Annotated in this window: 17 protein-coding genes; 15 read left to right on the top strand and 2 right to left on the bottom strand. The window is 72.8% G+C overall.

The features are described from left to right. The first annotated feature begins 5 nt into the window (after nucleotides 1–5). Entirely contained in the window at nucleotides 6–1,004 is a 999-nt protein-coding gene (locus tag QFZ75_RS05775) for a catechol 2,3-dioxygenase (RefSeq protein WP_307534404.1), read from the top strand. 94 nt (nucleotides 1,005–1,098) lie between these two features. Then, complete coding sequence (locus QFZ75_RS05770; RefSeq protein ID WP_307534403.1) at nucleotides 1,099–2,433, top strand: aromatic acid/H+ symport family MFS transporter; 1,335 nt, start codon at nucleotides 1,099–1,101, stop codon at nucleotides 2,431–2,433. A gap of 57 nt (nucleotides 2,434–2,490) precedes the next feature. Here the strand turns inward: QFZ75_RS05770 and QFZ75_RS05765 are convergent, their stop codons facing one another. Then, nucleotides 2,491–3,564: a mechanosensitive ion channel family protein gene (locus QFZ75_RS05765; protein ID WP_307534401.1), complete on the bottom strand. Its 1,074-nt coding sequence runs from the start codon at nucleotides 3,562–3,564 to the stop codon at nucleotides 2,491–2,493. A gap of 429 nt (nucleotides 3,565–3,993) precedes the next feature. After that, a complete protein-coding gene (locus QFZ75_RS05760) occupies nucleotides 3,994–5,046 on the bottom strand; it encodes a YbhN family protein (RefSeq protein WP_373465810.1) in 1,053 nt (350 codons plus the stop codon). A gap of 54 nt (nucleotides 5,047–5,100) precedes the next feature. On the opposite strand from QFZ75_RS05760, the gene QFZ75_RS05755 reads away from it, so the two are divergent. The 13 genes from QFZ75_RS05755 to QFZ75_RS05695 all read left to right on the top strand — a co-directional run bounded on the left by QFZ75_RS05755 (nucleotide 5,101) and on the right by QFZ75_RS05695 (nucleotide 26,452). After that, entirely contained in the window at nucleotides 5,101–6,987 is a 1,887-nt protein-coding gene (locus QFZ75_RS05755; protein WP_307544221.1) for an ABC transporter ATP-binding protein, read from the top strand. A gap of 787 nt (nucleotides 6,988–7,774) precedes the next feature. After that, nucleotides 7,775–9,253: a sugar transferase gene (locus QFZ75_RS05750; RefSeq protein ID WP_307534397.1), complete on the top strand. Its 1,479-nt coding sequence runs from the start codon at nucleotides 7,775–7,777 to the stop codon at nucleotides 9,251–9,253. Between the two features lie 73 nt (nucleotides 9,254–9,326). Further along, the gene (locus tag QFZ75_RS05745) at nucleotides 9,327–10,646 is read left to right on the top strand and encodes a nucleotide sugar dehydrogenase (RefSeq protein WP_307534395.1); all 1,320 of its coding nucleotides are present in this window, start codon (nucleotides 9,327–9,329) and stop codon (nucleotides 10,644–10,646) included. A 16-nt stretch (nucleotides 10,647–10,662) separates the two neighbouring features. Beyond that, nucleotides 10,663–11,931: a glycosyltransferase family 4 protein gene (locus QFZ75_RS05740; protein WP_307534393.1), complete on the top strand. Its 1,269-nt coding sequence runs from the start codon at nucleotides 10,663–10,665 to the stop codon at nucleotides 11,929–11,931. Beyond that, on the top strand, nucleotides 11,928–13,295 hold the full coding sequence (locus QFZ75_RS05735) for a Wzz/FepE/Etk N-terminal domain-containing protein (protein ID WP_307534391.1): 1,368 nt from the start codon (nucleotides 11,928–11,930) through the stop codon (nucleotides 13,293–13,295). Before QFZ75_RS05740 ends, QFZ75_RS05735 begins: the two co-directional genes overlap by 4 nt. After that, nucleotides 13,292–14,851 (top strand): Wzz/FepE/Etk N-terminal domain-containing protein, encoded by a 1,560-nt coding sequence (locus QFZ75_RS05730; RefSeq protein ID WP_307534389.1) that lies wholly within the window; start codon nucleotides 13,292–13,294, stop codon nucleotides 14,849–14,851. The genes QFZ75_RS05735 and QFZ75_RS05730 overlap by 4 nt, the downstream gene beginning before the upstream one ends. Before the next feature lie 3 nt (nucleotides 14,852–14,854). Further along, a complete protein-coding gene (gene asnB / locus QFZ75_RS05725; protein WP_307534387.1) occupies nucleotides 14,855–16,789 on the top strand; it encodes an asparagine synthase (glutamine-hydrolyzing) in 1,935 nt (644 codons plus the stop codon). Between the two features lie 66 nt (nucleotides 16,790–16,855). Then, nucleotides 16,856–19,045 (top strand): bi-domain-containing oxidoreductase, encoded by a 2,190-nt coding sequence (locus QFZ75_RS05720; protein ID WP_307534384.1) that lies wholly within the window; start codon nucleotides 16,856–16,858, stop codon nucleotides 19,043–19,045. Next, nucleotides 19,042–21,024, top strand: a complete 1,983-nt coding sequence (locus QFZ75_RS05715) for an alginate lyase family protein (RefSeq protein WP_307534382.1) — start codon at nucleotides 19,042–19,044, stop codon at nucleotides 21,022–21,024. Before QFZ75_RS05720 ends, QFZ75_RS05715 begins: the two co-directional genes overlap by 4 nt. A gap of 13 nt (nucleotides 21,025–21,037) precedes the next feature. Further along, nucleotides 21,038–22,567, top strand: coding sequence for a right-handed parallel beta-helix repeat-containing protein (locus QFZ75_RS05710; protein ID WP_307534381.1), 1,530 nt, complete (start codon nucleotides 21,038–21,040; stop codon nucleotides 22,565–22,567). Nucleotide 22,568: 1 nt separating this feature from the next. Continuing rightward, a complete protein-coding gene (locus tag QFZ75_RS05705) occupies nucleotides 22,569–23,921 on the top strand; it encodes an O-antigen ligase domain-containing protein (protein ID WP_307544220.1) in 1,353 nt (450 codons plus the stop codon). A 15-nt stretch (nucleotides 23,922–23,936) separates the two neighbouring features. Then, the gene (locus QFZ75_RS05700) at nucleotides 23,937–25,211 is read left to right on the top strand and encodes a glycosyltransferase (RefSeq protein WP_307544219.1); all 1,275 of its coding nucleotides are present in this window, start codon (nucleotides 23,937–23,939) and stop codon (nucleotides 25,209–25,211) included. Next, nucleotides 25,208–26,452, top strand: coding sequence for a class I SAM-dependent methyltransferase (locus tag QFZ75_RS05695; protein WP_307534379.1), 1,245 nt, complete (start codon nucleotides 25,208–25,210; stop codon nucleotides 26,450–26,452). The genes QFZ75_RS05700 and QFZ75_RS05695 overlap by 4 nt, the downstream gene beginning before the upstream one ends. The last annotated feature ends 9 nt before the right edge of the window (nucleotides 26,453–26,461 follow it).

Below are 26,461 nucleotides of genomic sequence, written 5' to 3'. Positions count from 1 at the left end.
GCCCCATGGCCCCGCCGCTCGGCGACATCGCCCACCTCGGGCACGTCGAACTGCTCACCCCCGACCTGGACGCCAGCGTCCGGTTCTTCACCGACTACCTAGGCCTCACCGAGAACGGCCGCTCGGCGGACGGCGGCTCCGTCTACCTGCGGACCTGGGACGACTACGAGCACCACAGCCTGGTCCTGACCGCGCACGAGACCCCGGGCATCCGCCGCACCGCCCTGCGCGCCTCCAGCGAGGAAGCCCTCCGGCGACGGGTGAAGGAGGCGGAGAGCGCCGGCCGCCCGGGCCGCTGGACCGAGGACGAGCCCGGTCTCGGCCCGCTGTACGTCACCACCGACCCCGACGGCCACGAGGTCGCCCTCTACTGGGAGAGCGAGTGGTACAGGGCGCCGGACGCGCTCAAGCCCGGCCTGAAGAACCAGCCGCAGGCCAAGCCCGGGCACGGGGTGGGCGTACGCCGTCTGGACCACGTCAACTTCCTCGCCGCGGACGTCGCGTCGAACGGCGGTTTCGTCCACGAGGTGCTCGGCGCCCGCCCGACCGAGCAGATCCGGCTCGACGACGGCAGGATCGCCGCCCAGTGGCTGACCTTCAGCAGCAAGTCGTACGACATCGTCTACACCGAGGACTGGAGCGGCTCCCGAGGGCGCCTGCACCACATCGCGTTCGCCACGGACACCCGCGAGGACATCCTGCGCGCCGCCGATCTCGCCCTCGACACCGGTGTGTTCATCGAGACCGGACCGCACAAGCACGCCATCCAGCAGACGTTCTTCCTGTACGTCTACGAGCCCGGCGGCAACCGGATCGAGCTGTGCAACCCGCTCACCCGCCTGGTGCTGGCCCCCGACTGGCCGCTGGTCACGTGGACCGAGGACGAGCGCAAGAAGGGCCAGGCCTGGGGCCTGAAGACCATCGAGTCCTTCCACACGCACGGCACCCCACCGGTTCCTGTGATTGTTGACAAAAACGTTGACAATAATCGGGCGGATTCCTAGCGTCGAGCGCATCACCGGGCCGCCGCTCACGCCGCGTGCGGCCCGCCTCCCGAATCCCCTCCAGGAACCCGACCCCTGGACGAGAGGAACAACGATGTCCCCCTCCTCTTCCTCCTCCGCCCTGTCCGCACGCGGCAGCAGAATGGCCGTACTGGCCCTGGGGCTGTGCTGGCTCGCCGTGCTCTTCGACGGCCTCGACATGTTCATCTACGGCTCCGTGCTGCCGCACATGCTGGCCGAGAAGGCCCTCGGCATCACCCCGGACCGGGCGGGCGACCTCGGCAGCTACGCCACGTTCGGCATGCTGGTCGGCGCGCTGACCGCGGGAACGGTCGCCGACCGCGTCGGCCGCAAGAAGCTGATGGTCGTCTGCGTCACGCTCTTCTCGCTGGCCTCCGCGCTGTGCGCCGTGTCGGGCAGCGTGGCGGTCTTCGGCCTGGGCCGCACCCTCGCCGGCGTCGGCCTCGGCGGACTGCTGCCCACCGCGATCAGCATGGTCTCCGACTACGCCCCGCGCGGGCGCGCCGCCCTCGTCATCGGCATGCTGATGACCGCCCACCACGCGGGCGGCATCCTCTCCGCCTACGTGGCCCTGTGGATCGTGGAACCGCTCGGCTGGCGCGCCGCGTTCTGGTGCTGCGTGGTCCCGCTGCTCTTCGTGCCGGTGCTCGCGAGGTTCATGCCCGAGTCGCTGAGCTTCCTCGTCGCCAAGGGCCGTACCGAGGAGGCCCGCGCGCTGGCCGGCCGCTTCGGGGTGGACGTGCCCGCCGCCACGGAGAAGAAGGCCGCGGGCGACCGCCGGCACGCCCTCGCCGGTCTGTTCCGCGGCGGCGAGTGGGCCCAGACCCTGCTGTACTGGCTGGCCTCCTTCGGCGGCCTGCTGCTCGTCTACGGCGTGGCCACCTGGCTGCCCACGCTCATGCGCGGCGAGGGCTACGAACTGGGCTCGGCCCTGACCTTCGTCGTCCTCTTCAACCTCGGCGGCATCGTGGGCATGCTGGTCGCCGGACGCGCCGCGGACCGCTTCGGCGCCCCGCGCATCTCCTCGCTCTGGTTCGCGCTGACCGCCGTGGGGGTCTTCCTGCTCAGTGTCCACATGCCGCTGGCGGCGACCTTCACGGTCGTCTTCCTCACCGGCGTGTTCCTCAACAGCGCCCAGGTCATGATCTACGCGACGGTCTCGATCCGCTCCACCCCCGACAGCCGCGCCACCGCGGTCGGCTGGACCTCGGGCATGGGCCGCTTCGGCGCCGTGTTCGGCCCCTGGCTCGGCGGCCAGCTGCTCGCCGCCGGGAACGGTGACTGGGGCTTCACGGCCTTCGCGATCGCCGGCCTGTCGTCCATGGTCTTCATCGGTGTCGCCGCCCTGCGCGGCTCGAAGCGGACGTCGCCGAGCGACACGCCCCAGGGGCTGGTCACCGCCCACTGAGCTACGGGGGGCCGCCCGCGCCGGGTGTCCGACGGCGCGGGCGGCCCCGGTGCCGTCCTACGGGAGGGACAGGGACCCGTCGCGCTGCGGCGGGATCGCCACGCCGTTCTGCTGGAGGGCGACGGTCCGCGCGGGGGAGGGGATCCGGATGCCCTCGACGCGGTAGCGCTTGTGCAGCCGCTTGACGAACTCGTGCTTGATCCGGTACTGGTCGCTGAACTCGCCGACGCCCAGGATCACGGTGAAGCCGATCCGGGAGTCCCCGAACGTGTGGAAACGGACGGCGGGTTCGTGCTCGGGCATCGCGCCCTCGGTCTCCGTCATGACCTCGGTCACCACCTCGGAGGTGACGCGCTCCACGTGCTCCAGGTCGCTGTCGTAACCGACGCCGACCTGCACCGTCAGGGTCATCTCCTGTTCCGGACGGCTGTAGTTGGTCATGTTGGTGCTGGAGAGCTGGGCGTTCGGGATGATGACGAGGTTGTTGGAGAGGTTGCGCACCACGGTGTTGCGCCAGTTGATGTCGACGACGTACCCCTCCTCCCCGCTGGTGAGGCGGATGTAGTCGCCGGGCTGGATCGTCTTCGAGGCGAGGATGTGGATGCCGGCGAAGAGGTTGGCGAGGGTGTCCTGGAGGGCCAGTGCGACCGCGAGACCACCGACGCCGAGCGCGGTGAGCAGCGGGGCTATGGAGATCCCCAGGGTCTGCAGGACGACCAGGCAGCCGAGGGCCAGGACGACGACCCGGGTGATGTTGACGAAGATCGAGGCCGATCCGGCGACACCGGAACGGGACTGGGTGACGGCCCGCACCAGACCGGCCAGCACCCGGGCGACGGTGATGGTGGCGGCGAGCATGACCAGGACCGTCAGGATCTGGTTGACGGTGTGGTTGACCTTGCCGGTCAGCGGCAGCGCCGCCGCCGCGGCGGCCACCCCGCCCGTGACCGCCGCGACCGGCACCAGCGCGCGCAGGGCGTCGACGAGGACGTCGTCACCGCTCCACCGGGTACGGGTGGCGTGCTTGCCCAGCCAGCGCAGGAGGAAGCGGAGCAGGACGGTCGCCACGAGCCCGGCGATCAGCCAGCCGCCCGCCACGATCCAGTCGTGCGCGGTGAGGTCTCGGTTCACCGACTGCCTCCCGTCGCGTCGCGGAGAGGGCGTACGCCCGTTGTGTGATGTGTCGTCACCTTGTAGCCACCTGGTGCTCGATGTGGGGATGTGCGGTCCCGCCGGCCGCGGCTGAGCGCCGACCGCGGGACTGGCTCATCTTGCTACATCCGCCGGGATGGTCCGGCGCCGAGCCGCTGAGGTCAGGCCACCTCCCCGCCGCACCGCCGCCGGCCCGGCCCCTCTCCCGGCCCGTTGCCGCCCGCTCCGGGCGGTACGGGAGGCAGGCCCGCCCCGCCGTCCGTTCCGGCGGACCGGCGGGAGGACCTGTCCGGGCCGGGTGGCAAGTTGGCCGGTATCGGCCTGTATGAGCCGAAACACGCTCGGGGAACGGTTGACGGGCCGCTGCCGCGGTGGTGCGCCCGGCGGCGTGCCGTCGCCGCGGGTGCGTCAGATCATCTTCAGGCGTACGAGCGCGCCCAGTGTCAGCGCGCCCGGCAGCAGCGGCAGCCACACCGTGATGACGCGGTACGTGAGCACCACCGCCGTCGCCGGCGCGGCCGGACCGCCCGCCGCCACCAGCGCCACGATCAGCGCCGCCTCCACCGAGCCGATCCCGCCCGGCGCCGGCACCAGCGCGACGGCGACCGTGGCCGCGAGGTAGGCGACGGCCATGTGCAGCGGCGGCACCGGCAGTCCCAGCGACCGGCCGACGGCGGCCAGCCCGGCCGCCTGGCAGAGCGGGAACGAGAACGAGCCGCCCCACAGCGCCAGTGCGCGGGCCGGCCGCGTGTGCACCGACCGCGCCTCGCCCAGCGCGGTCCGCAGGAACCCGGACACGACGGTACGCACCCGCCGTACGAGCAGCAGGACCGTCACCGCGGCGCACACCACGCCGCCGGCGGCGAGCAGCAGCGGGCCCACCGCTCCGTCCGGGAGGAGTCCGCCGGGCCGCAGCGCGTCGGGGAAGGCGATCAGCAGGGCCGCCAGCAGGCCGACCCGCGCGACGGACTCCGCCAGCAGGTAGAGGGCGAGGGCCGAGGACGAACGCGCCGGCGGGACCCCGCACACCGTCATGAAGCGCAGGTTGACCGCGCTCGCGCCCAGCCCCGTCGGCAGCAGGTGGTTGGCCGCGCCCGCCGCGAACTGGGTCGCCAGCAGACGGCGCCTGGGCAGCCGCTGGAGGAGGGCGCCCTGCCGGGTGACGGCGGCCGCCACCCAGGTCAGGCAGGTCGCGGCGGCCGCGGCCAGCAGCCAGGGCCACTTCGCGGAGGCGAGATGGCCGAAGCCCTCCGCGAGCACGGACCGCTGCCGTACCGCCACCACGGCCACGAGGACGAGCGGGAGCAGGCACAGGACCTGCCGGACCGCAGGGCGCCGGGACGGACTCCGCAGGGGCAGGCTTCGGGGGAGCTGTTCGATCGTCACATCCACAGAGCTTCGCCGCGCCGCACCGACGCGAGGTTGCGGACACGGGACGGGCGGCGGTTCGGTACGTGTCATCGGTGATCCCTTGACCTCAAGGAAGCTTGAGGTCCTACGGTCGTTCCCATGAGTATGGAGACGACAGCCTGGACGCAGTTGTACAGCGTCATGAACGCCCAGCGGGAGCGCCGTCCCTTCGCCCGCGCGACCCTCCGCCGTATCGCGGGCTTCGCCCGCCCGCACCGGCGCCGGATCGCGCAGTTCGTCGCACTGAGCGTGGCGACGGCGCTGCTCGCGGTGGCGACGCCGGTCCTCGCCGGACGTGTGGTGGACGCGATCGTGGCCGGCCACGACGAGAGGACGATCGTACGGCTCGCCCTGCTCATCGCGGTGATCGCCGTCGCCGAGGCGGCGCTCGGCCTGGTGGGCCGCTGGTTCTCCGCGACCCTGGGCGAGGGACTCATCCTCGACCTGCGGACAGCTGTGTTCGATCATGTGCAGCGCATGCCGGTCGCGTTCTTCACACGCACTCGTACGGGTGCGCTCGTCAGTCGTCTCAACAACGACGTGATCGGCGCCCAGCGCGCCTTCAGCAATACCCTGTCCGGAGTGGTGGGCAACGTCGTCACCCTGCTGCTCACCCTCGCCGTGATGCTCACCCTGTCCTGGCAGATCACGCTGCTCGCGCTCGTCCTGCTGCCGGTCTTCGTCGTTCCCGCGCGCCGGGTGGGCCGGCGGATGGCGAAGCTGCAGCGCGAGGCCGCCGACCTCAACGCCGCCATGGGCACACGGATGACCGAGCGCTTCTCCGCGCCCGGCGCCACCCTGATCAAACTCTTCGGCCGGCCCGGCGACGAATCGGCCGAGTTCGCCGAACGGGCCCGCCGCGTACGGGACATCGGGGTACGCACCGCGATGGCGCAGACCGTGTTCATCACGGCCCTCACCCTCGTGTCCGCGCTGGCGCTGGCGCTGGTCTACGGCCTCGGCGGCTGGTACGCCCTGCGCGGCAGCCTGGAGCCGGGCGCCGTCGTCTCGCTGGCCCTGCTGCTGACCCGCCTGTACGCGCCGCTCACCTCGCTGGCCGGCGCCCGCGTCGAGGTCATGAGCGCCCTGGTCAGCTTCGAGCGCGTCTTCGAGGTGCTCGACCTGAAACCGCTGATCGAGGAGCGGCCCGACGCCCGCGAGGTGCCCGACGGCCCGGTCGCGGTCGAGTTCACCGACGTGCGCTTCGCCTACCCGTCCGCCGACAAGGTCTCCCTGGCCTCCCTGGAGGAGGTCGCCGCGCTCGACACCCGGGCCGGCACCGAGGTCCTGCACGGCATCTCCTTCCGCGCCGAACCCGGGCAGACCGTCGCGCTCGTCGGCTCGTCCGGCGCCGGCAAGTCCACCGTCGCCGCACTGCTGCCCCGGCTGTACGACACCGATGAGGGCTCCGTACGCATCGGCGGTGTCGATGTCCGCGACCTGAGCGCCGGGTCGATGCGGGCGACCCTCGGCATGGTCACCCAGGACGGCCACCTCTTCCACGAGTCGGTCCGCGCCAACCTGCTGCTCGCCCGGCCGGACGCCCACGAGGACGAACTGTGGGACGTCCTGCGCCGGGCCCGCCTCGACGGCCTCGTCCGCTCCCTGCCCGACGGTCTCGACACGGTCGTCGGCGAGCGCGGCTACCGGCTCTCCGGCGGCGAGCGCCAGCGCATGACCATCGCCCGGCTGCTCCTCGCCCGCCAGCGCGTCGTCGTCCTCGACGAGGCCACCGCCCACCTGGACAACACCTCGGAGGCCGCCGTCCAGGCGGCCCTCGCCGAAGCCCTCGAGGGCCGGACCGCGGTCGTCATCGCCCACCGCCTGTCGACGGTACGGGCGGCCGACCTGATCCTGGTGGTCGAGGCGGGCCGCATCGTCGAACGCGGCACGCACGAACAGCTGTTGGCGGCGCAGGGCCGGTACGCGGAGCTGTACCGGACGCAGTTCGGCGCGGCGAGGGTCCCCGGCGCCGGCGAGGTGGCGGCCTAGACGGCACCCACAAGCGGAACATCAGTGTCCGTTTGTGCCGGTGAGCTCCTGAAAACCTTTCGTGTTCACCGACCACCCACTTGAAGCCAACATCGACGTCCGGGCCGGCGGCGCCCGCGGCGGCCTCGGCGGCCGGCCCGGGGCCACCGGACCCGTCCCGGCGGAGCGGGCGCCGGCGGTCCCGGTGCGGCTCCGCCGTCGTTCGGCCCGACGCCGGGCGGCGGGGCCGCACTTCGGCGACCAGCGCCTTTACGGCCCGGCACGCGGTCCGGTGCACGCGCACGCACCCAGGGCACCACGCGCGACGGCGGCCCCGGCCGCCGGCCGGGGCCGGGGCGCGCGGTCTCCGGCGGTTCCGCAGCGGCGCACGGGCCGCAAGACGCGCGTCTTTCGCCAAGACATCTTTATGTCTCAAAGGTTGACCGCATTTTGCACACATCCCCTCTACATACAGGTCCCGATGGTCTAGATTGACCGTGCTTCGGCTCAGCTGTTCGGACACATGGCGACAAATCATTATCCGGACCAGATGCTGCGCTCAGTCGGCGGCCGCTTTTCCGGCGTCCGCGGTGATCGATTCCGCTGTCGCCGGATGAGTTGTCCGAGTACCGCTGGAACAGGCGGACATGTCGTGCGCGGGAGGCGGGGGCCTCCTACGGGACGGAACAGCACGGCGGGGGGACGGGGGTCCTCCCGAGGGGAGGGACTGTGCGGGGGGCGGGGGCCTCCCGGGGGGAGGAACAGTGCTGGGCGAAAACGTCGAACCACTGGGAACCTGGGGGGTTCTGTGCAGCGGGGGGAACTAGTCGACCCTTTTCCGTCGGCGCGCGCACGTTTGGCCAACGGAACGATCAGCCGGGCCGCGATCGACTGGGAACAGCGTTACAGACGCACCGTGATCATCAGCGACACCGTGGCCACCGCCTTCGTGGTGGCGGCGATCGGCAACTTCTTCGGCGCCCGGGACGCGGCCAACTGGCACGAGAAATGGGTGATTCTCGCATTCGGCACCGAATTGCTGGTGCTGGGAGCGCTCGCGGTGAGCCATTCGTGGGCCCCGGCCGTACTCGGTCAGGGCGCCGAGGAATTCCGCCGGCTCGGCCGCTCGCTCTTCACGGCGGCCGTCGTCCTGGCACTCGGCGGAATAGCCCTGACCTCGCGCAACATCAAACTCTGGATCTTCGTCGCGATTCCCGCGATCGCCATCGTCACCATGATCGCGCGATATCTGCTGCGCCTGCGGCTGCACAAGCAGCGCAAGGACGGACGGTGCCTCAGACCGGTGCTCGCCGCCGGGAGCCCGGACACCGTGCGCGACCTGATCACCCGGGCCCGCAAGCTCCCGCACCTGGGCTGGCGGGTGGACGCGGTCTGCACGACGGACGGTCTCGGACCCGACGGCGACCACCTGGACGGGGTGCCGGTCGTCGGCCGGCTGGCGGACGTCGCGGGCCACGTCCGCCGCGACGGCTACCGCGTCGTCGCCGTCACACCGGACCCGCACTGGTCACCGGACCGGCTGCAGCGGCTGGCCTGGAACCTCGAGGGCAGCGATGCCGAGATGGTGGTGGCCCCCGTGCTGATGGAGGTGGCCGGCCCGCGACTGCACGTCGACGCGGTGCTCGGGATACCGCTGCTGCGCGTCAGCATGCCGACCTTCACCGGAGGCCGCCGGGCGGTCAAGGGGGTCGTCGACCGGATGGGCGCGGCGATCCTGCTGATGCTGTTCGCGCCGCTGATGGCGCTCGTCGGACTGCTCGTCCTGGCGGACAGCCGCGGCGGGGTGTTCTACCGTCAGCGCAGAGTCGGCAAGGACGGCCGCGAGTTCACCATCTACAAGTTCCGCACCATGGTCGCCGGGGCCGACCGGGCACGTGACGCGCTCGCCGACCGCAACGAGGGTGCCGGCCTGCTGTTCAAGCTCCGCCGGGACCCCCGGGTGACCCGGGTGGGAGCGGTGCTGCGCCGCTACTCCCTCGACGAGCTCCCGCAGCTCTTCAACGTACTGACCGGACCGATGTCGCTCGTCGGCCCGCGGCCTCCGCTGCCGGAGGAGTCCGCCGCGTACGGGCCGGACATCCGGCGGCGGCTGCTGGTCAAACCCGGCCTCACCGGCCTGTGGCAGATCAGCGGACGCAGCGACCTGCCGTGGGAGGAGGCGGTCCGCCTCGACCTGCGGTACGTGGAGGACTGGTCGCTCGCCCTGGACACGGTGATCTTGTGGAAGACGCTACGCGCGGTGCTCTACGGGCACGGGGCCTACTGATGTGGGGGGAGCGCCGCCCGTCCGGCGCACGGACCGCAGGCCGTCAGGGCCTGCCTGGGGGGAGGGACGGGTCATGAGAGTCAGCGTTTTCGGACTCGGCTACGTGGGCTGCGTGTCGGCCGCGTGCCTGGCCAGCATGGGGCACGAGGTCATCGGGGTGGACGTGAACCAGGTCAAGGTCGACCTGGTCAACGACGGCAAGGCCCCGGTGGTGGAGGAACGTATCGGCGAACTCATCGCCGACGTCGTACGGACCGGCGCCCTGAGAGCCACGGACGACGTCCGTGAGGCGATCATGGGCAGCGAGATCTCGCTGGTCTGCGTGGGCACGCCCTCGGAGGCCAACGGCAGCCTGTGCACCACCTACCTGGAGCGGGTCACCGAGCAGATCGGCGCCGCACTGGCCGAGCGGGGCGGGCGGCACACCGTCGTCTTCCGCTCCACCATGCTCCCGGGTACCTGTCTGAACCTGCTGGTACCGATCCTGGAGAAGTACGTCGGCGGCACCGCCGGGGTGGACCTCGGGGTCGCGGTCAACCCGGAGTTCCTGCGCGAGGGCACGAGCGTGCAGGACTTCTTCGACCCGCCCAAGACCGTCATCGGCGAACTCGACCGGGCGAGCGGCGACGCGGTGCAGGCGCTGTACGAGGGACTGTCCGGCGAGGTGTTCCGGGTGCCGGTGCCGACGGCCGAGGCGATCAAGTACGCGGACAACGCGTTCCACGGCCTCAAGATCGGCTTCGCGAACGAGCTGGGCGCGGTGTGCCAGGCACTCGGAGTCGACTCGCACCAGGTGATCGACGTGTTCCTGGCCGACCGCAAACTCAACATCAGCCCCGCCTACCTGCGGCCGGGCTTCGCCTTCGGCGGCTCCTGCCTGCCCAAGGACCTGCGCAGCCTGGTCCACGCGGCGCAGCGGGCCGACGTCTCGGTGCCCATCCTCGCCCACGTGCTGCCCTCCAACTCCGCCCATCTGCAACGCGCGGTGGAGCTGGTCGAACGCACCGGGAAGCGCCGGGTGGGGATGTTCGGGCTGTCCTTCAAACCCGGCACCGACGACCTCCGCGAGAGCCCGCTCGTCGAGCTGGCGGAGAGGCTGTTCGGCAAGGGGTACGACCTGAAGATCTACGACGCCAACGTGAGCCTGTCCCGGCTGCTCGGCGCGAACCGCGAATACATCGAGACCCGGCTGCCGCACCTCGCGCACCTGCTCGCGGACTCCGTCGAGGACGTGCTCGAGCACGCCGAGGTGTGCCTGGTGGGGACCAAGGACCCCGCCGTCCTGTCGGCGCTGCCCCACGGCGGCGCCGGGCCGCTGCTCATCGATCTCATCCACCTTCCCGACGCCGAGGCGCGCCGGACCGAACCGGGGTACGTGGGCCTTGCTTGGTAACAGATCGTCCGGTGACATGTCGCCCGACGACGCAGCCGGCGGCGGCCGGCCGGACCGGCGCGCGCTGGTCCTGGTGGAGAACCTGTCGGTGCCGTTCGACCGGCGGGTGTGGCAGGAGTGCACCACGCTGCGCGACGCGGGCTGGGAGGTGCACGTCATCTGCCCCCGGGGGAGCAAGCGGGACACGGAACCGGAGGCCGTGATCGACGGGGTGCGGATCCACCGCTACCCGTTGCGCGCGGCCACCGGAGGACCGGCCGGCTACCTGCGGGAGTACGGATCGGCGCTGTGGCACACCGTCCGGCTGGCCCGCAGGATCGGCCCGGTCGACGTGGTCCACGCCTGCAACCCGCCCGACCTGCTGTTCCTGCCGGCCCGGTGGCTCAAGCGGCGCGGCGCGCGGTTCGTCTTCGACCAGCACGACCTGGTGCCCGAGCTGTACCTGTCCCGCTTCGACCGCGGCGAGGACCTGCTCTACCGCGCCGTGTGCGCACTGGAACGGATGACCTACCGGGCCGCGGACGTCGTGCTCGCCACGAACGAGAGCTACCGGGACGTCGCGGTGCGCCGCGGCGGACAGCGGCCGCAGGACGTCTTCGTGGTGCGCAGCGCGCCGCAGACCGACCGGTTCCGGCCGGTGCCGCCCGAACCGGAGCTGAAGCGCGGCAAGCCTCATCTGCTGTGCTACCTCGGCGTCATGGGTCCCCAGGACGGCGTCGACTACGCCCTGCGGGCCCTTGCGAAGCTGCGCGACGAGCTCGGACGGACCGACTGGCACGCGGTGTTCATCGGCTCCGGCGACGCCTTCGACGCGATGGTGGAACTGTCCCGGCGGCTCGGGCTCTCGGACCAGGTCGAGTTCACCGGGCGCATCCCGGACGCCGACCTGGTGCGCCACCTGTCCACCGCGGACGTGTGCCTGTCGCCCGACCCGTGCAATCCGCTCAACGACGTGTCGACCATGAACAAGGTCCTGGAATACATGGCCATGGGCCGGCCGATCGTCTCGTTCGACCTCCGGGAGGCGCGGGTCTCCGCCGGTGACGCCGCCGTCTACGCGTCCGACGACGACGAGTCCGAGTTCGCCGAGCTCATCACGACGCTGCTGGACGATCCGCAGAAGCGGGCCCGCATGGGCAGGATCGGCCAGGAACGGATCAACGGGGAACTGTCCTGGCGGAACTCCCAGCGGTCGCTGCTCGCCGCCTACGCAGCTGCCTGCCGCGACCGCGCCCCGGCGCCGGCGGACGACCCCATACGCACAGGGAAGAGGCCGCACCGTTGAACGACGACACCATACGCCTGGTCACGATCGGGCGTATCCTCCGCCGGCGCCGGCGACTGCTCGCCCTTCTCACCGTGGTGGGCGCGCTGGTCGGCTTCGGCGCCTCGGTGCTGTTCCCGCCGCGGTACACGGCCTCGGCATCGGTCCTGCTGCCGGGGCAGTGGGAGGAGCGCGAACTGCTCACCCAGACGGAGATCGCGACCAGTTCGGTCGTGCTCGACCGCGCGGCCGCCGCGCTCGACTGGCCGGGTGTCGGCGGCGGTGAACTGAAGGACCGGGTGACCGCCGGAGCCACCGACGGCAACATCATCGAGATCTCGGGCACGGCCGACAGCCCGGAGCGCGCACAGCAGCTCTCCGACCGGATGGCCCAGCAGTTCGTCGCGTTCGCCGCGCGGATCGCGGGCGACAGCACCGACTCCGAAGAGGCCACGGGACCCGAGGCACTGCGGCAGAAGGTGGAGGAGACCAACCGCCGCATCTCCGATCTGGCCGAAGCGGCCGATCCGGGGCGGACCGTGGAGAGCGTGCAGGCCCGTACCGCGCTCGCGAACCTGCGTACCGCGCTGGAGGAGGCCATGGAGAAACTGGACCAGGCCGACCCGTCGAGCAATGTGGCCGGCATGGTCGTGATGGGACCGGCGGCCCGGCCGACCGGCGAGGCGCCGCCCACGAGAGTGCAACTCGTCGTCGGCGGGGCGCTGCTGTTCCTGCTGCTCACGGTCGTCGGCCATCTCGCCGCCGCCCGCGTGAACCGCCGGCTGCGCGCCGAACCGGAGATCGCCGCGGCGCTCGGCTCGGCGCTGCTGGGCACCGTCGACGTCCCCGGTGAACCGCCCGCGCACCGGCCCGGGAACCGTGGCGCGCGGGCCCGGATCCGCCGGCTCCTCGGCGTCGACACCCGCTGGGACGTACCGGCCCCGCAGACGTCCGGCGACGAGGCCGGCAGACGGATCCGCTACCGGCGGGTGTGCGCTCGCCTCCGGGACCGGCTGCCCGCCCCCCGGCGGCTGCTGGTCGTCGTACCGGACGGCGACGGGATCGCCCACCGCGCCGCCGGACAGCTGGTCACCGAGGCCGGAGGCGATCCGCTGCTGCGGATCGTGGAGGTCCCGGTGTCCCAGCCGATGGTGCCGGACCGCGGCACCGAGTCCGGCGCCCTGGTCGTGCTCAGCGCGGGCAGCTGGACCGCAGGCGAACTCACCGGCATCGCCGCGGCGTGCGCGGACGGCGGGCACGAGGTCGTCGGCGTCGTCGTCGCCGAGACGGTCCGGGAGCGCCCGGCGCGCTCCGCCGGCCGTCCCGCGGACGACGCCGCTCCGGCGCTCGCCGCGCGCGGCCGCACGACGGGAGGCCCGGCATGACGACGAGCACGACTCCACAGTCACCGGCCGCCACCCCGCTGCTGGACCTGCACGCGCTGGTGGTGGCGGTGCGCAGACGCCGCCGCCTCTGGTGCTCCCTGGCGGCACTGGGACTGCTGCTGGGCACGGCGGTCGCCGTCCTGCTGCCGCCGCCGCCGACCGCGACGGCCACCGTGCTGGTCGTCCACCAGGACGACCAGCCGAACGACACCGGGACGCTGATCCGTACCGACGTCGCCCTGCTGGGCACCACACGGATCGCCGACAAGGCCCTGCGGTCCCTCAAGTCCCCGGAGAAACCCGAGGACTTCATGAAGGACTACCGCGGCACCGGCCTGACCAACAACCTGCTGCAGATCGAGGTGACGGGCAAGGACGACGCGCAGGCGGTGGCCCGGGCCGGGGCACTGGCCGACGCCTTCGTCGCGGACCACGTGCGGCGGATGCGGGAAGCCGCGACGGCCGAGGCCAAGGCGCTGCTCGACCAGCGGGACCGTATGCGGGACGAGCTCACCGAGGTCAACGAGGCGATCGGCGACCGGTCGCCGGAGAGCGACCCGCAGTCGTCGGCGAGCATCGAGTCGCTCTTCGCCCGCCGGGCCCTGCTCAACTCACGCATCGCCGACTTCGACCAGCGCGCTGCGGACGCGCGCACCGGCACGCCCAAGGTCGTCGCCGGTACGCAGATCGTGGACACCCCGCGCGCGGTGCCGCAGTCCCTGACCGGGGCAGCCGCCACCAACGGCGCGATCGGGCTCGTCCTCGGGCTCGTCCTCGGGCTCACGCTGGCCGCGGTCGGCACGGTGGTGGCGGACCGGCCCGTACTGCGCCGGGAGATCGCGGCGAACCTGGGCGCCTCCGTCATCGCGGAGCTGCCCCGTACGTCCCGCCGGCCGTCCTGGCTGTGGCGGCGCCGCCGGACCCGTGTGGCACGCGAACGGCTCGTCGCGACCCTGACCCGCGCCGTGCGCGGCTCGGCGGAACCGGTCTCCCTGCTGGAACTGGGCTGCGCGCGCACCACCGGCGCGCTCGCCCTGGACATCGCCGGGGCGCTGGCGGCGGAGGGGCCGGTGACCGTCGTCGACGGTCTGCCCGGCTCCCGACTCGCCGGCCACCAGGATCCGGGGGACGTGAGCGTGGTCGGCACCGAGCACGCCGCGGCCGCGGCGCACCGGACCCGCCGGCTCGGCGTCGGCTCGGTGGCGCCCGGCACGGCGTGGACCGACCTGCACCACCTCGGCGGGCAGACCGTGCTGGTCGTACGGGCCGGGCACGGCAGCGCCGCGTGGCTGCACACCGTGGCGCGGCAGCTCGCGGACCGGCGCATCCCGGTGATCGGCGTGGTGCTGGTCGATCCCGATCCGCGCGACCGGACCGACGGCACGCTGTGGGACGGGCTGCACACCGCGCTGCGCGGCCATGAGGAGTGGGCGGCCCGGCGGAACGGTGAGGGTACCTCCCACGCCGCTCAGGCAGTGGGGGAGGGCCGGCCGCGCACGGAGCGGACGGCGGCACCGCCCGTACGGGTCCCGGACAGCGACCAGGAAGCCAGGTAGAACATGTGTGGCATCGCAGGCACGTACCGGTGGCCGGACGGGAAGGCCGTGACCGACCGGCTCACCGATGTCCTGGCCCACCGCGGCCCGGACGGGGCCGGCCGGTACAGCCACGGCGCCGGTGACGGCGAGGTGCACCTCGGGCACCGCCGGCTGTCCATCATCGACCTGTCCGAGACCGGCGCCCAGCCGATGGTCTCCGACGGCCTCGTCCTGACGTACAACGGCGAGCTGTACAACGCGCCCGAACTGCGGACCGAACTGGCGGCCGGCGGCGCGCGCTTCCGCGGCACCTCCGACACCGAGGTGCTCCTGGAGGCCTGGCGGCGCTGGGGCACCGACTGCCTGCCCCGGCTGCGCGGCATGTTCGCGTTCGCGGTCTTCGACGAGCGGACCGGTGAGCTGGTCCTCGCCCGGGACCAGCTCGGCATCAAGCCGCTGTTCCTGCTCCGGCGCGGCGAAGGCCTGATGTTCGCCTCCGAGCTCAAGGCGCTCGCCGCCGTGACCGGCGGAACGCTGGAGGTGGACCACGCGGCACTGGTGGCCTCGCTCCTCTACTACTGGGTGCCGGACTCGCGCTGCGCGTTCCGCGAGGCGGAGAAGCTGCCGCCGGGCAGCTGGCTGCGGTGCCGGCCCGACGGCCGGATCGAGCGCGGCCGGTACTGGAACCTCCGGGACGTCGCCGCCGAGGGCCAGGAGCGGGCCCGGGCCGGCGAGCGGCCGGACCTGGCCGCCGTCGTCGAGGAGTCGACCCGGCGGCACCTGCTCTCCGACGTCCCCGTGGCGACCTTCCTCTCCGGCGGCCTCGACTCCAGCTGGCTGACCGCGCTGGCGGCCCGCCACCGGCCCGGGATCTCCGCCTACACGATCGGGTTCCGCGCCGAGGACGCGAAGTTCGAGGCGATGCCGGACGACCTGCGCTACGCCCGGCAGGTGGCCGAGCGGTTCGGCGTCGACCTGCACGAGATCGAGATCGCCCCCAACGTGCTCGACCTGCTGCCGGAGATGACGTACCACCTGGACGAGCCGATCGGCGACCCCGCCGCGATCAACACCTTCCTGATCTGCCAAGCCGCCCGGGAGGCCGGGGTCAAGGTGATGCTCTCGGGGATGGGCGCCGACGAACTGTTCGCCGGGTACCGCAAGCACCTGGCCAACCTGCTGGCGCTGCGCTACCAGCGCGTCCCGGGGCCCCTGCGGCGCGGCCTGTCGGCGACCGTGGACCGGCTGCCGGTCGCCACGGCCCGCCGGGGGTACCGGTCGGTGCGCTTCGCGAAGCGGTTCCTCTCCTTCGCCGACCTGCCGGAGGAGACGGCGTTCCGGCGCAGCTACACCATGTACGACCAGGACGAGCTGCTCGCCCTGGTCAACCCGGACCTGGCCCCGGCGGTCGAGGACGTGCTGACCGAACACGCGGACACCTACCAGGACAACCACCTCGACGACTTCGTCAACCGCATGTGCCTGGCCGACGCCCGGATGTTCCTGCCGGGCCTGAACCTCGCCTACACCGACCGGTCGAGCATGGCGGCGTCGACCGAGGTGCGGGTGCCGTACGTGGACGTCGAGGTGGTCAGGGCGGCGTTCACCGTGCCCGGCAACCGCAAGATCGCCGGACGGCAGGGCAAGGCCGCCCTCAAGGAGGCGGCCACCTCGGTCCTGCCCCGGGAGATCGTGTACCGGCCCAAGGGCCTGTTCAGCGCCCCGCTGCGGGCCTGGATGAGCCGGGACCTGGCACCGCTGGTGCGCGAGGTGGTCAACGACGGCGTGCTCGTCAGCTCCGGGCTGCTGCGCCGCGACGCGCTGGCGCGGATGGTCGCCGAGGACGCCGCCGGCCGGCGGGACTTCTCCAAGCACCTGTGGCACGTGCTGACCCTCGAGCACTGGTACCGCGACGCGACCTCCGGCTCCGGGTCCGGCCGCGACCGAGCTGCCTGACGGCGCACCGGCACGACGCACAGGCACGACGTAGAGACACACGGCTCAGAGACAAGAGGACTTCGGGTGAAACAGGTAGTTCAGAACTACAAGAGCGGCGAACTGGCGGTGCTCGACGTGCCGGTGCCGGGCTGCAAGCCGGGCGGTGTGCTGGTCCGCAGCGCCTACTCGCTGATCTCCACCGGGACCGAGCTCATGAAGGTGTCCGAGGCCGGCATGTCGATGGTGGGCAAGGCCCGCTCCCGGCCGGACCAGGTCGCCAAGGTCATGCAGAGCGTGGCCACCAACGGGGTGCCCGCCACCTACCGCAAGGTGATGGGCAAGCTGGACTCCTACACCCCGCTGGGCTACTCGCTGTGCGGGGTGGTCGAGCAGGTCGGCGCCGGCGTCGACGACGTGAAGGCCGGCGACCTCGTGGCCTGCGCCGGCAACGAGCACGCGCTGCACGCCGAACTGAACTGGGTGCCGAAGAACCTCTACGCGCCGGTGCCGGACGGCCTCGCGCCGCGGCACGCCGCCTTCGGCACCGTCGGGTCGATCGCGATGCAGGGCGTGCGCCAGGGCGAGCCGCAACTCGGCGAGGTGGCGCTGGTCATCGGCCTCGGGCTGATCGGGCAGCTGGTGGCGCAGCTCCTCACCGCCTCGGGGGTCCGCGTCGTCGGCGCCGACCCCGATCCGGCGCGCTGCGAACTCGCCGTGAGCCTGGGCGCCGTGGCCTGCGGTGATCCCGCGTCCGCGGCCGTCGGGAGCGCCGTCGCCGAACTCACCGGCGGACACGGCGTGGACCAGGTGTACCTGGCCGCCGGCGGCGGCAGCAACCAGCCCGTCGAGCTGGCCGCCCAGCTGTGCCGGGACCGCGGCCGGGTCGTCGACATCGGCAAGTGCCGCCTGGACCTGCCGTGGAACGCGTACTACGAGAAGGAGCTCGACGTCCGGTTCTCCCGCAGCTACGGCCCCGGGCGCTACGACCCGGAGTACGAACTCGAGGGGCGGGACTACCCGATCGGCTACGTGCGCTGGACCGAGCGCCGCAACCTGGCGTGCTTCCTCGACCTCCTCGCCCGCGGCAGCGTCGACGTGGAGCCGCTGGTCTCGCACGTCGCCGACTTCGACGACGCCGTCGAGACGTACCGGCGCCTGAAGGACGGCGAACTGAAGGCCGTGGCCGTGCTGTTCCGCTACCCCGGTCCCGCCGCATCCCCGGCCGAGCCGGAGCCCCCGGTGGTGACCGTGCCCGCGGTGCGGCCCGGCGGCAGGGCGGCCGCCCCGGCCCGGTCCGCCACGGCGCCGGTGCGCCTGGCGTTCGTCGGCGCGGGGAACTACGCGACGTCGATGCTGCTGCCGCACCTGGCCCGGCGCGACGGCGTCGAACTGTCCACGGTCGTCACCACGACGGCGCTGTCCGCGGCCAACGCGAAGCGGAAGTTCGGCTTCGCCGGGGCGACCACCGATCTCGACGCCGTGCTCGGCGACCCTTCCGTCGACGCGGTGTTCGTCGTCACCCGCCACAGCTCGCACGCCGAACTGACCCGCAAGGCACTGCTGGCCGGCAAGACGGTGTTCGTGGAGAAGCCCCTGGCCCTCACCGAGGACGAACTGGCCGGTGTGCTCGCGGCGGTCGAGGAGTCCGGCAACGACCGGCTGCAGGTCGGCTTCAACCGCCGCTTCGCCCCGCTGCTGCAGGAGGCCAGGCAGCGGTTCGGCGCCCGGACCGGTCCGGCGAGCCTGCGCTACCTGGTCAACGCGGGCCGGCTGCAGCACGGCAGCTGGTACCTCCAGCAGGGCACCGAGGGCTCGCGGTTCGCCGGCGAGGGCGGGCACTTCATCGACACGGCGAGCTGGCTGCTCGGGGCCGACCCGGTGTCGGTGTACGCCGTCGCCCCGTCCGGCAACGAGGACCTGCAGATCGTGCTCGGCTACCCGGACGGGTCCACCGCCGCCATCAGTTACGTCACCACCGGCGCGCCCGGCTTCCCCAAGGAGACGCTGGACCTCGTCGCGGACGGCAAGGTGCTGCGGCTGGACGACTTCGTCCGCGCCTCGGTGTACGCCCGCAAGCGCTGGGTCAGCTCGCGGCTGCCCAAGGCCCGGGACAAGGGCCAGGCCGCCGAACTGGCGGCCTTCGTCAGGGCCGTACGGACCGGCGGGCCGATGCCGGTGCCGCTGGAGTCGCTGGTCGCCACCACGGCGGCCACCCTCGCCGTGCGGACGGGCCTGGCCGGCGGCGTGCCGGTGACGTTGGCGGGAGCCCGATGACGGTGAGCTCCGGCAGTGCGGGCTGGTACCTGAGGCGGCTGTCCCGGATGGGTCCGCGGGAGGTCGGCGGCCGGGCGGGCGACGCCGCGCGCAGGCGGCGGTGGCGGCGCTCCGCGCCGCCGGACTCCCCGCACGTGAGTGGTGCCCGTTTCACCGCGGTGCTGCCCGCCCGGGCGGTCGCCGCGGTGCCGCCGGACGCCGCGAAACGTCTCGTCGCCGAGGCGGACCGGCTGATGGACGGACACGCCGAGTTCTTCGGGGTGGCCCGCGACGACCTGGTGGACCCGGACTGGCGGTACGACCCGAAGACCGGGCGCCGGGCCCCGGGGGGCTACGCCTTCGACGTGCCGTACCGCGACGAGGACACGGCCGGGGACATCAAGCAGATCTGGGAGCCGTCCCGGCACCAGTACCTCACCGTGCTCGCCGCCGCCTACGCGGTCACCGGGGACGAGCGGTACGCCGAGCGGGTCGCCGCGCACCTGCGGTCGTGGTGGACGGCCAACCCGCCGCTGCGCGGCGTGCACTGGGTCAGCGGCATCGAGCTGGGCATCCGGCTGCTGTCCTGGGTCTGGATCCGCCGGCTGCTCGACGGCTGGCCGGGCGCGGCCGCACTGTTCGAGGACAACCCGGCGGCGCTGCACCAGATCTGGCACCACCAGCGCTGGCTCGCCGCCTTCCCCAGCCGGGGCTCCTCGGCGAACAACCACGCCGTCGCCGAAGCCGCCGGGCAGTTCGCGGCGGCCTGCGCGTTCGGCTGGTTCCCCTCCTCGCCGCGCTGGCGGGCCGATGCGCTGCACTCCCTCGAACGGCACCTGCGCGCCAACACCTTTCCCTCCGGCCTCAACCGCGAGCTGGCCACCGAGTACCACGGACTCGTCCTCGAACTCGGCCTGGCCGCGGTGGCCGAGGCGGACGCCGCGGACGTGCCGGTCCCCGCGCCGGTCCGGCTGGTGCTGCTGCGGATGACCGACGCGCTCGCGGCCGTCGTGGACAACCGGCTGCGGCCGCCGCGCCAGGGGGACGCGGACGACGGACACGGCCTGGTCGTGGACGGCGCGGGCACCGACCGCTGGGCCTCGCTGCTGGCCACCGGGGACGCGGTGTTCGGCCGGCTGGCCTGGTGGCCGGCCGTGACCGGCACCGATGTGCGCACCCCCCTGCTGGCCGCGCTCGTCCGGCCGTACGCGAAGGGCACGACGGCGCCGGCCGTGACCCGCCCGGCGAGCAGGCCGGCCCACTTCGCCGACGCGGGGCTGACCGTCCTGCGCGGCCCGGGGGAGATCTGGTGCCGCTGCGACGGAGGCCCGCACGGCTTCCTGTCCATCGCCGCGCACGCCCACGCCGACGCGCTGTCCGTGGAGGTCCGGCACGACGGGGTCGACGTGCTCGCCGACCCGGGGACGTACTGCTACCACGGGCAGCCCGCGTGGCGGCGGTACTTCCGGTCCACGCTCGGCCACAACACCCTGGAGCTGGACGGCGCCGACCAGTCCGTCTCCGGCGGCCCGTTCCTGTGGACCCGTCACGCCCGCAGTCGCGTCCTGGCAGCGGAGGACACCACCGGCGCCTCCACCGGGGGGACGGCCCGCTGGTACGCCGAGCACGACGGCTACCGCGGCTCCGTGCACCGCCGCCGGGTCGAGCTGACGGCCGCGAGCCGCGAGCTGCGCGTGATCGACGAGGTACGCGGCCCGCGCCGGGCCGCGCGCCTGGCCTTCCACCTCGGCCCGGCGGTCACCGCGGACCTGACGGGGAACCGGGCCGTGCTCACCTGGACCCGGGACGGCCGGGAGCGCTCCGCGGTGCTCGACCTGCCCGGGGAGCTGAACTGGCGGGCGCACCGCGGCGAGAGCGACCCGCCGCTGGGCTGGTACTCCGCCGGCTTCGGCCGCAAGGAACCCGCCACGACGCTCGTCGGCACCGGCTTCGCCGACGGCGCACGGCAGTTCACGACCGTACTCACGTTCAGCGACTAGGAAGGAAGGCCCCGTGGGGATCAGATGGCGCAAGCGGACGCTGCCGGCGGCGGCGCTGGCCCTGCTGGCGGCCGGCTGCGTGAGCACGCCCGGCGCCCCGGCGGAAAAGCCGGCCACCGCGCCGCCGTCCGTCTCCGCGGCCCCCGCCGCGGCCCGGGTGTGCGCCGAGCCCGCGGCCGGACCGGCGAAGGCACCGGCGGGCGCGGTGACGGTCGACCCCGGGGTCGTCGGCGACCTGGCCGCGAAGACCAAGGACCACCCCCCGAGGACCACGTTCTGGCTGCGGCCGGGCAAGCACCGGCTCGCACCGGACCGCTACGCCCAGGTCCTTCCGAAGAAGGGCAACCGCTACCTCGGCGCGCCGGGCGCGGTGCTCGACGGCCGCAGGACCAACCAGTACGCGTTCGGCGGCGGCGCCCGCGACGTCACCGTCAGCCACCTGACCGTGCAGAACTTCGTCGCGCCGCACGACGAGGGCGTGGTCAACCACGACTCGGCCGACGGGTGGGTGATCGAGCACGCGACGATCCGGCGCAACTCCGGCGCCGGACTGATGGCCGGTGCCCGCCAGCAGGTTCGCGCCAGCTGCCTGCGCGACAACGGCCAGTACGGCATGAACGCCTACAAGTCCGGCGGCCCGCTGCGCGACCTGGTCGTCGAGGGCAACGAGATCGTGGGCAACAACACCGGCGACTGGGAGCGGCGCCGGGAGGGCTGCGGCTGCACCGGCGGCATCAAGTTCTGGGCCGTCGACGGCGCCGACATCCGCGGCAACTGGGTGCACGACAACCGCGGAGCCGGGCTGTGGGCGGACACCAACAACAACGACTTCCGCATCGAGAACAACGTGATCGAGGCCAACGACGGTGCCGCGCTGATGTACGAGACCAGCTACAACGCGGTCATCCGGAAGAACACGATCCGGCGCAACAACTGGGTCGAGGGCCGCAAGTACGCCGACCGCGGCGACAACTTCCCGTTCGCGACCGTCTACCTGTCCGAGTCAGGCGGCGAACCACGGGTCCCGGCCCGCACGGACAAGATCGAGGTCTACCGGAACGTACTGGAGGACAACTGGTCCGGAATCACCCTGTGGGAGAACGCCGACCGGTTCTGCAACAGCCCGGCCAACACCTCCTCCGGCGACTGCACGCTGCTGGCGCGGGACACCGACCGCTGCGTGCGGCCGGCGATCGCCACCGCACCGCTCTACGCCGACTGCCGGTGGAAGACCCAGCGGGTGGACATCCACGACAACCGCTTCGTGCTGGACAAGTCCGTCGTCAAGTGCACGGTGAAGTGCGACCGCATGGCGGTGCTGGCCAACTACGGCACCTACCCGAAGTGGTCGCCGTACAAGGGCGAGCGGGTGGCCGAGGCGATCACCCTGGACCAGCACAACCGCTGGCACGACAACGTCTACCTCGGGCCGTGGCAGTTCGTCGCCCACGACCCCAGCCGGGTGCTCGACTTCGGGCAGTGGCAGGGCACGCCCTACCGGCAGGACAAGGGCAGCACCCTCGACCCACGGGCCGGTGGCTGACATGGACCAGGACCTGCGGCGCGGCGGACCGCCCGCCGGGCAGGACACGGCGGACACGCGGCCCGGCGCCGGACCGCTCCCCGCCGGCACACCGAGGACCGTCGGGATCGTCTGGGGCCTGCTGATCCTCAACACCCTCGGCTCCGCCGGGGCGAAGACCGTCATCCCGCTGCCCCGCTCCCTCATCCAGCTGGTCACCATGGGTGCGCTGGTCGCCGCGTTCACCCTGGCGCTCGCGCTCAACCTCCGGCTGCGCATCCGCCCCAGCGCCTTCGTGCTCCTGCTCACCCTGCTGCTGGTACCGAGCCTGATCTCCAGCCTGCAACTGGAGTCCGGGCTCGGCGCGCTGTTCCGCTGCGCGCGGCTGGCCCTCTTCATCGGCACGCTGTGGCTGCTCACCCGCTGGTGGGACGGCGGCCCGGCCTTCGTCCGGCACCACATCCGGATGTACTTCGCGGTGCTCGGATCGGTCGCCGCCGGCGCGGTCGTCTCACCGGGCGCGGCCATGCCCGAGCTCTACGGCGGACGGCTGGTCGGCGCGCTGTGGCCGCTCACCCCGCCGCAGATCGGACAGTACGCCGCGGTGATCATCGGGCTCACCGTGCTGCTCGTCCTGGGGCGCCGCACCGACCGGACCAGCGCGGCGGTCGTCATCGTGCCCTCCCTCGTGCTGCTGGCGCTGACCCATACCCGCACGGCCACGCTCGGCCTGCTCATCGGGCTGGTGCTGGCGATCGGCTCGCTCGTCCTGACCAGCGCCGCCGCCCGCCGGTTCTTCACCTGGGCGGTGCTCATCGCCGTGGTGGCCGCGGTGGGGTTCGCCTCCGCGCTGCGGACGTGGTTCCTGCGCGGACAGAGCCAGGAGAACCTCACCAGCCTCACCGGCCGGGCCAAGGTCTGGGACGCCCTGCTGGCGGCGCCCCGGTCCACCGGGGAGGAACTGTTCGGCATGGGCCTGGGCGACAAGTCGTTCGGCGGGCTGCCGATCGACAACAGCTGGCTGGCCGTCTACCAGGAGCAGGGCTGGATCGGCGTGACGCTCGTGGCGGCGGTCTTCGTCGTACTGGGCGGTGTCGCGCTGCTGCGGCCGCCGTCGCTGGCGAGGGCCTGCGCGATCTTCCTGATCAGCTACTGCGCGATCGCGTCCTACACCGAGGCCGGTCTCGGCGACGCCTCGCCGTACCTGCTGCACCTGGCCCTGGCCGCCTCGCTGCTGACGGCACCCGCTCCGGCCCCGCCCCTGCCGGCGCCGGTCGCGACGGCCCCCACGACAGCCTTCACGACAGTCCTCGCGAAGCCCCCGGCGACGTCCCGCACCCCCCGACGGCGTGTCCCGCGCTGGGCCCGGGACTAGGAGATGACCTCACGCATGCACGTCCTCGTGGTGCACAACCGCTACTCCTCGGCGCAGCCAAGCGGGGAGAACAAGGTCGTCGACCAGGAAGTGGAGCTGCTGCGCGCGGCCGGCCACCGGGTCGGCGTGTTCGAGCGGCGCAGCGACGACATCGCCGCCCGGTCCCTGCCGGGCAAGGCCGCGATACCGCTCCTCGTGCCGTGGAACCCGTCGGTGCGCAGGGAACTCGCCGCCCGGCTCCGTGCCGAACGCCCGGACGTGGTGCACGTCCACAACGTCTTCCCGCTCCTGTCGCCCGCGGTGCTGGCCGCCTGCGCCGACGCCGGCGTGCCCGCCGTCGCCACGCTGCACAACTACACCCAGGTCTGCCCGCCCGGCACGCTGCAGCGGGACGGCCGGCCGTGCACCGAGTGCGTCGGCTCGGCGCCGCTGCCCGCCGTCCGGCACGGCTGCTACCGCGACTCCCGGCTGGCGACGGTGCCGCTGGCGGTCAGCCTGTCGGTCAACCGGCGCCGGTGGTGGTCGGGCGTGGAGCGGTTCCTGTGCATCTCGGCGGCGCAGCGCGACGTCCTGGTGGCCTCCGGCATGCCCGCCGAGCGGCTGTCGGTGAAGCACAACTTCGTGCCGGAACCGGACGTCCGCCGCTCGGGCGACGGCGAGCACCTGCTCTACCTCGGCCGGCTCGCCGAGGCCAAGGGCGTACGGCTGCTCATGGCCGCGTGGGACGAGGTCGCGGCGGGCGGCGGTGCGGGCGTGCCGCTGATGATCGCCGGCACGGGGCCGCTGGAGCGGGAGGTGACCGCCTGGGCGGCGGGCCGGGACGACGTGCGGTACGTCGGCCTGCTGGACCCGGACGGGTGCCGGCAGGCCCTCGCGCGGTCGGTCGCCGTGGTGGCGCCCTCGACCTGGCTGGAGGCGTTCGGCCTGGTGGTCGTGGAGGCGATGGCGGCCGGGGTCCCGGCCGTCGCCGCCGGTCACGGCGCCTTCACCGAACTCGTCGAGGACGGGGTGAGCGGACTGCTGCACCGGCCGGGCGAGGCCGCCTCGCTCGCGTCCTGCCTGCGCCGGATCACGGCCGGGGCGGACCGCAACCGGGAGATGGGCCGGGCGGCCCGGCGCCGCTACGAACAGGGTTTCAGCCCGGACGTCGGGCTGGAGCGCCTGCTGGAGGAGTACCGCACCGCGATCGCGGGGCGGTCCGCCGTCGGGGACAGCCCGACGGCGACAGGAAACGCAAGCAGTGGCTCGCGGCGGGGGGCCCGCGCGGGCAGAGATGGGGGAAGCAGATGACAGGATGCCGACTCTGCGGTTCGGCGGCGCTGGTGAGCGTCGTCGACCTGGGAGCGACTCCGCCGTGCGAGAGCTTTCTCGCCGCGGACCAACTGGACCGGCCGGAGCCGGCGTACCCGCTGCACCTGCGGGTCTGCACCGACTGCTGGCTCGCGCAGATACCTCCGCTGATCACCCCGGAGGAGACGTTCAGCGAGTACGCGTACTTCTCGTCCTTCTCGACCTCCTGGGTGGAGCACGCGCGCACCTTCGTCGCCGACACCGTGCAGCGGCTGGGGCTCGACCCGAAGGAGAAGGAAGCCTTCGTGGTGGAGGTCGCGAGCAACGACGGCTACCTGCTGAAACACCTGGTGGACCGCGGGATCCGCTGCCTGGGCATCGAACCGTCGGTGAACGTCGGCGCCGCGGCGCGGGACGCGGGCGTGCCCACCCTCACGGAGTTCCTGTCCCCGGAGGTCGGCGCGGCCGTCCGCGCCGAGCACGGCCCGGCGGACCTGGTCGTGGCCAACAACGTGTACGCGCACATCCCCGACGTGGTCGGGTTCACCCAGGGGCTGCGCGCCCTGGTCGCCGACGACGGCTGGGTCTCCATCGAGGTGCAGCACCTGCTGACCCTGATCGAGGAGAACCAGTACGACACGATCTACCACGAGCACTTCCAGTACTACACGGTCGCGTCCGCGATCAGGGCCCTCGCGAGCGGTGGACTCACCCTCGTGGACGTCGAGTTGCTGCCCACGCACGGCGGCTCCATCCGGCTCCTGGCCCGGCCGGCCGAGGCGGCCCAGGAGCCGACACGGCGGGTGGCCGACGTACTGGCCCGCGAGAAGGCCGCCGGACTGCAGGAACTGTCCGGGTACACCGAGTTCTCCGCCCGGGTGGCCAAGGTGCGCCGGGACCTCCTCAAGTTCCTCATCGAGGCGGCCGAGCGCGGCGAGACGGTCGTCGGCTACGGCGCCCCGGGCAAGGGCAACACCCTGCTCAACCACTGCGGCATCCGGCCCGACCTGCTCCCGTACACGGTCGACCGCAACCCCTACAAGCACGGCAGGTTCACCCCGGGCACCCGCATCCCGGTCCTGGCGCCCGAACAGATCGCGCTCGACCGGCCGGACTACGTGCTGGTCCTGCCCTGGAACCTGCGGACCGAGCTGGTCGAGCAGCTGTCCTTCGTGCACGAGTGGGGTGGCCGCCTGGTCTTCCCCATCCCGGAACTCAGCGTGGTCGAGGCCACGTCGTGAAAGAGGTTG

This window comes from Streptomyces sp. V3I8 (assembly GCF_030817535.1).
Taxonomy (GTDB): domain Bacteria; phylum Actinomycetota; class Actinomycetes; order Streptomycetales; family Streptomycetaceae; genus Streptomyces.
The sequence above is the reverse complement of the archived record's forward strand: the minus strand, read 5'-3'. Positions and strand labels throughout refer to the sequence as shown.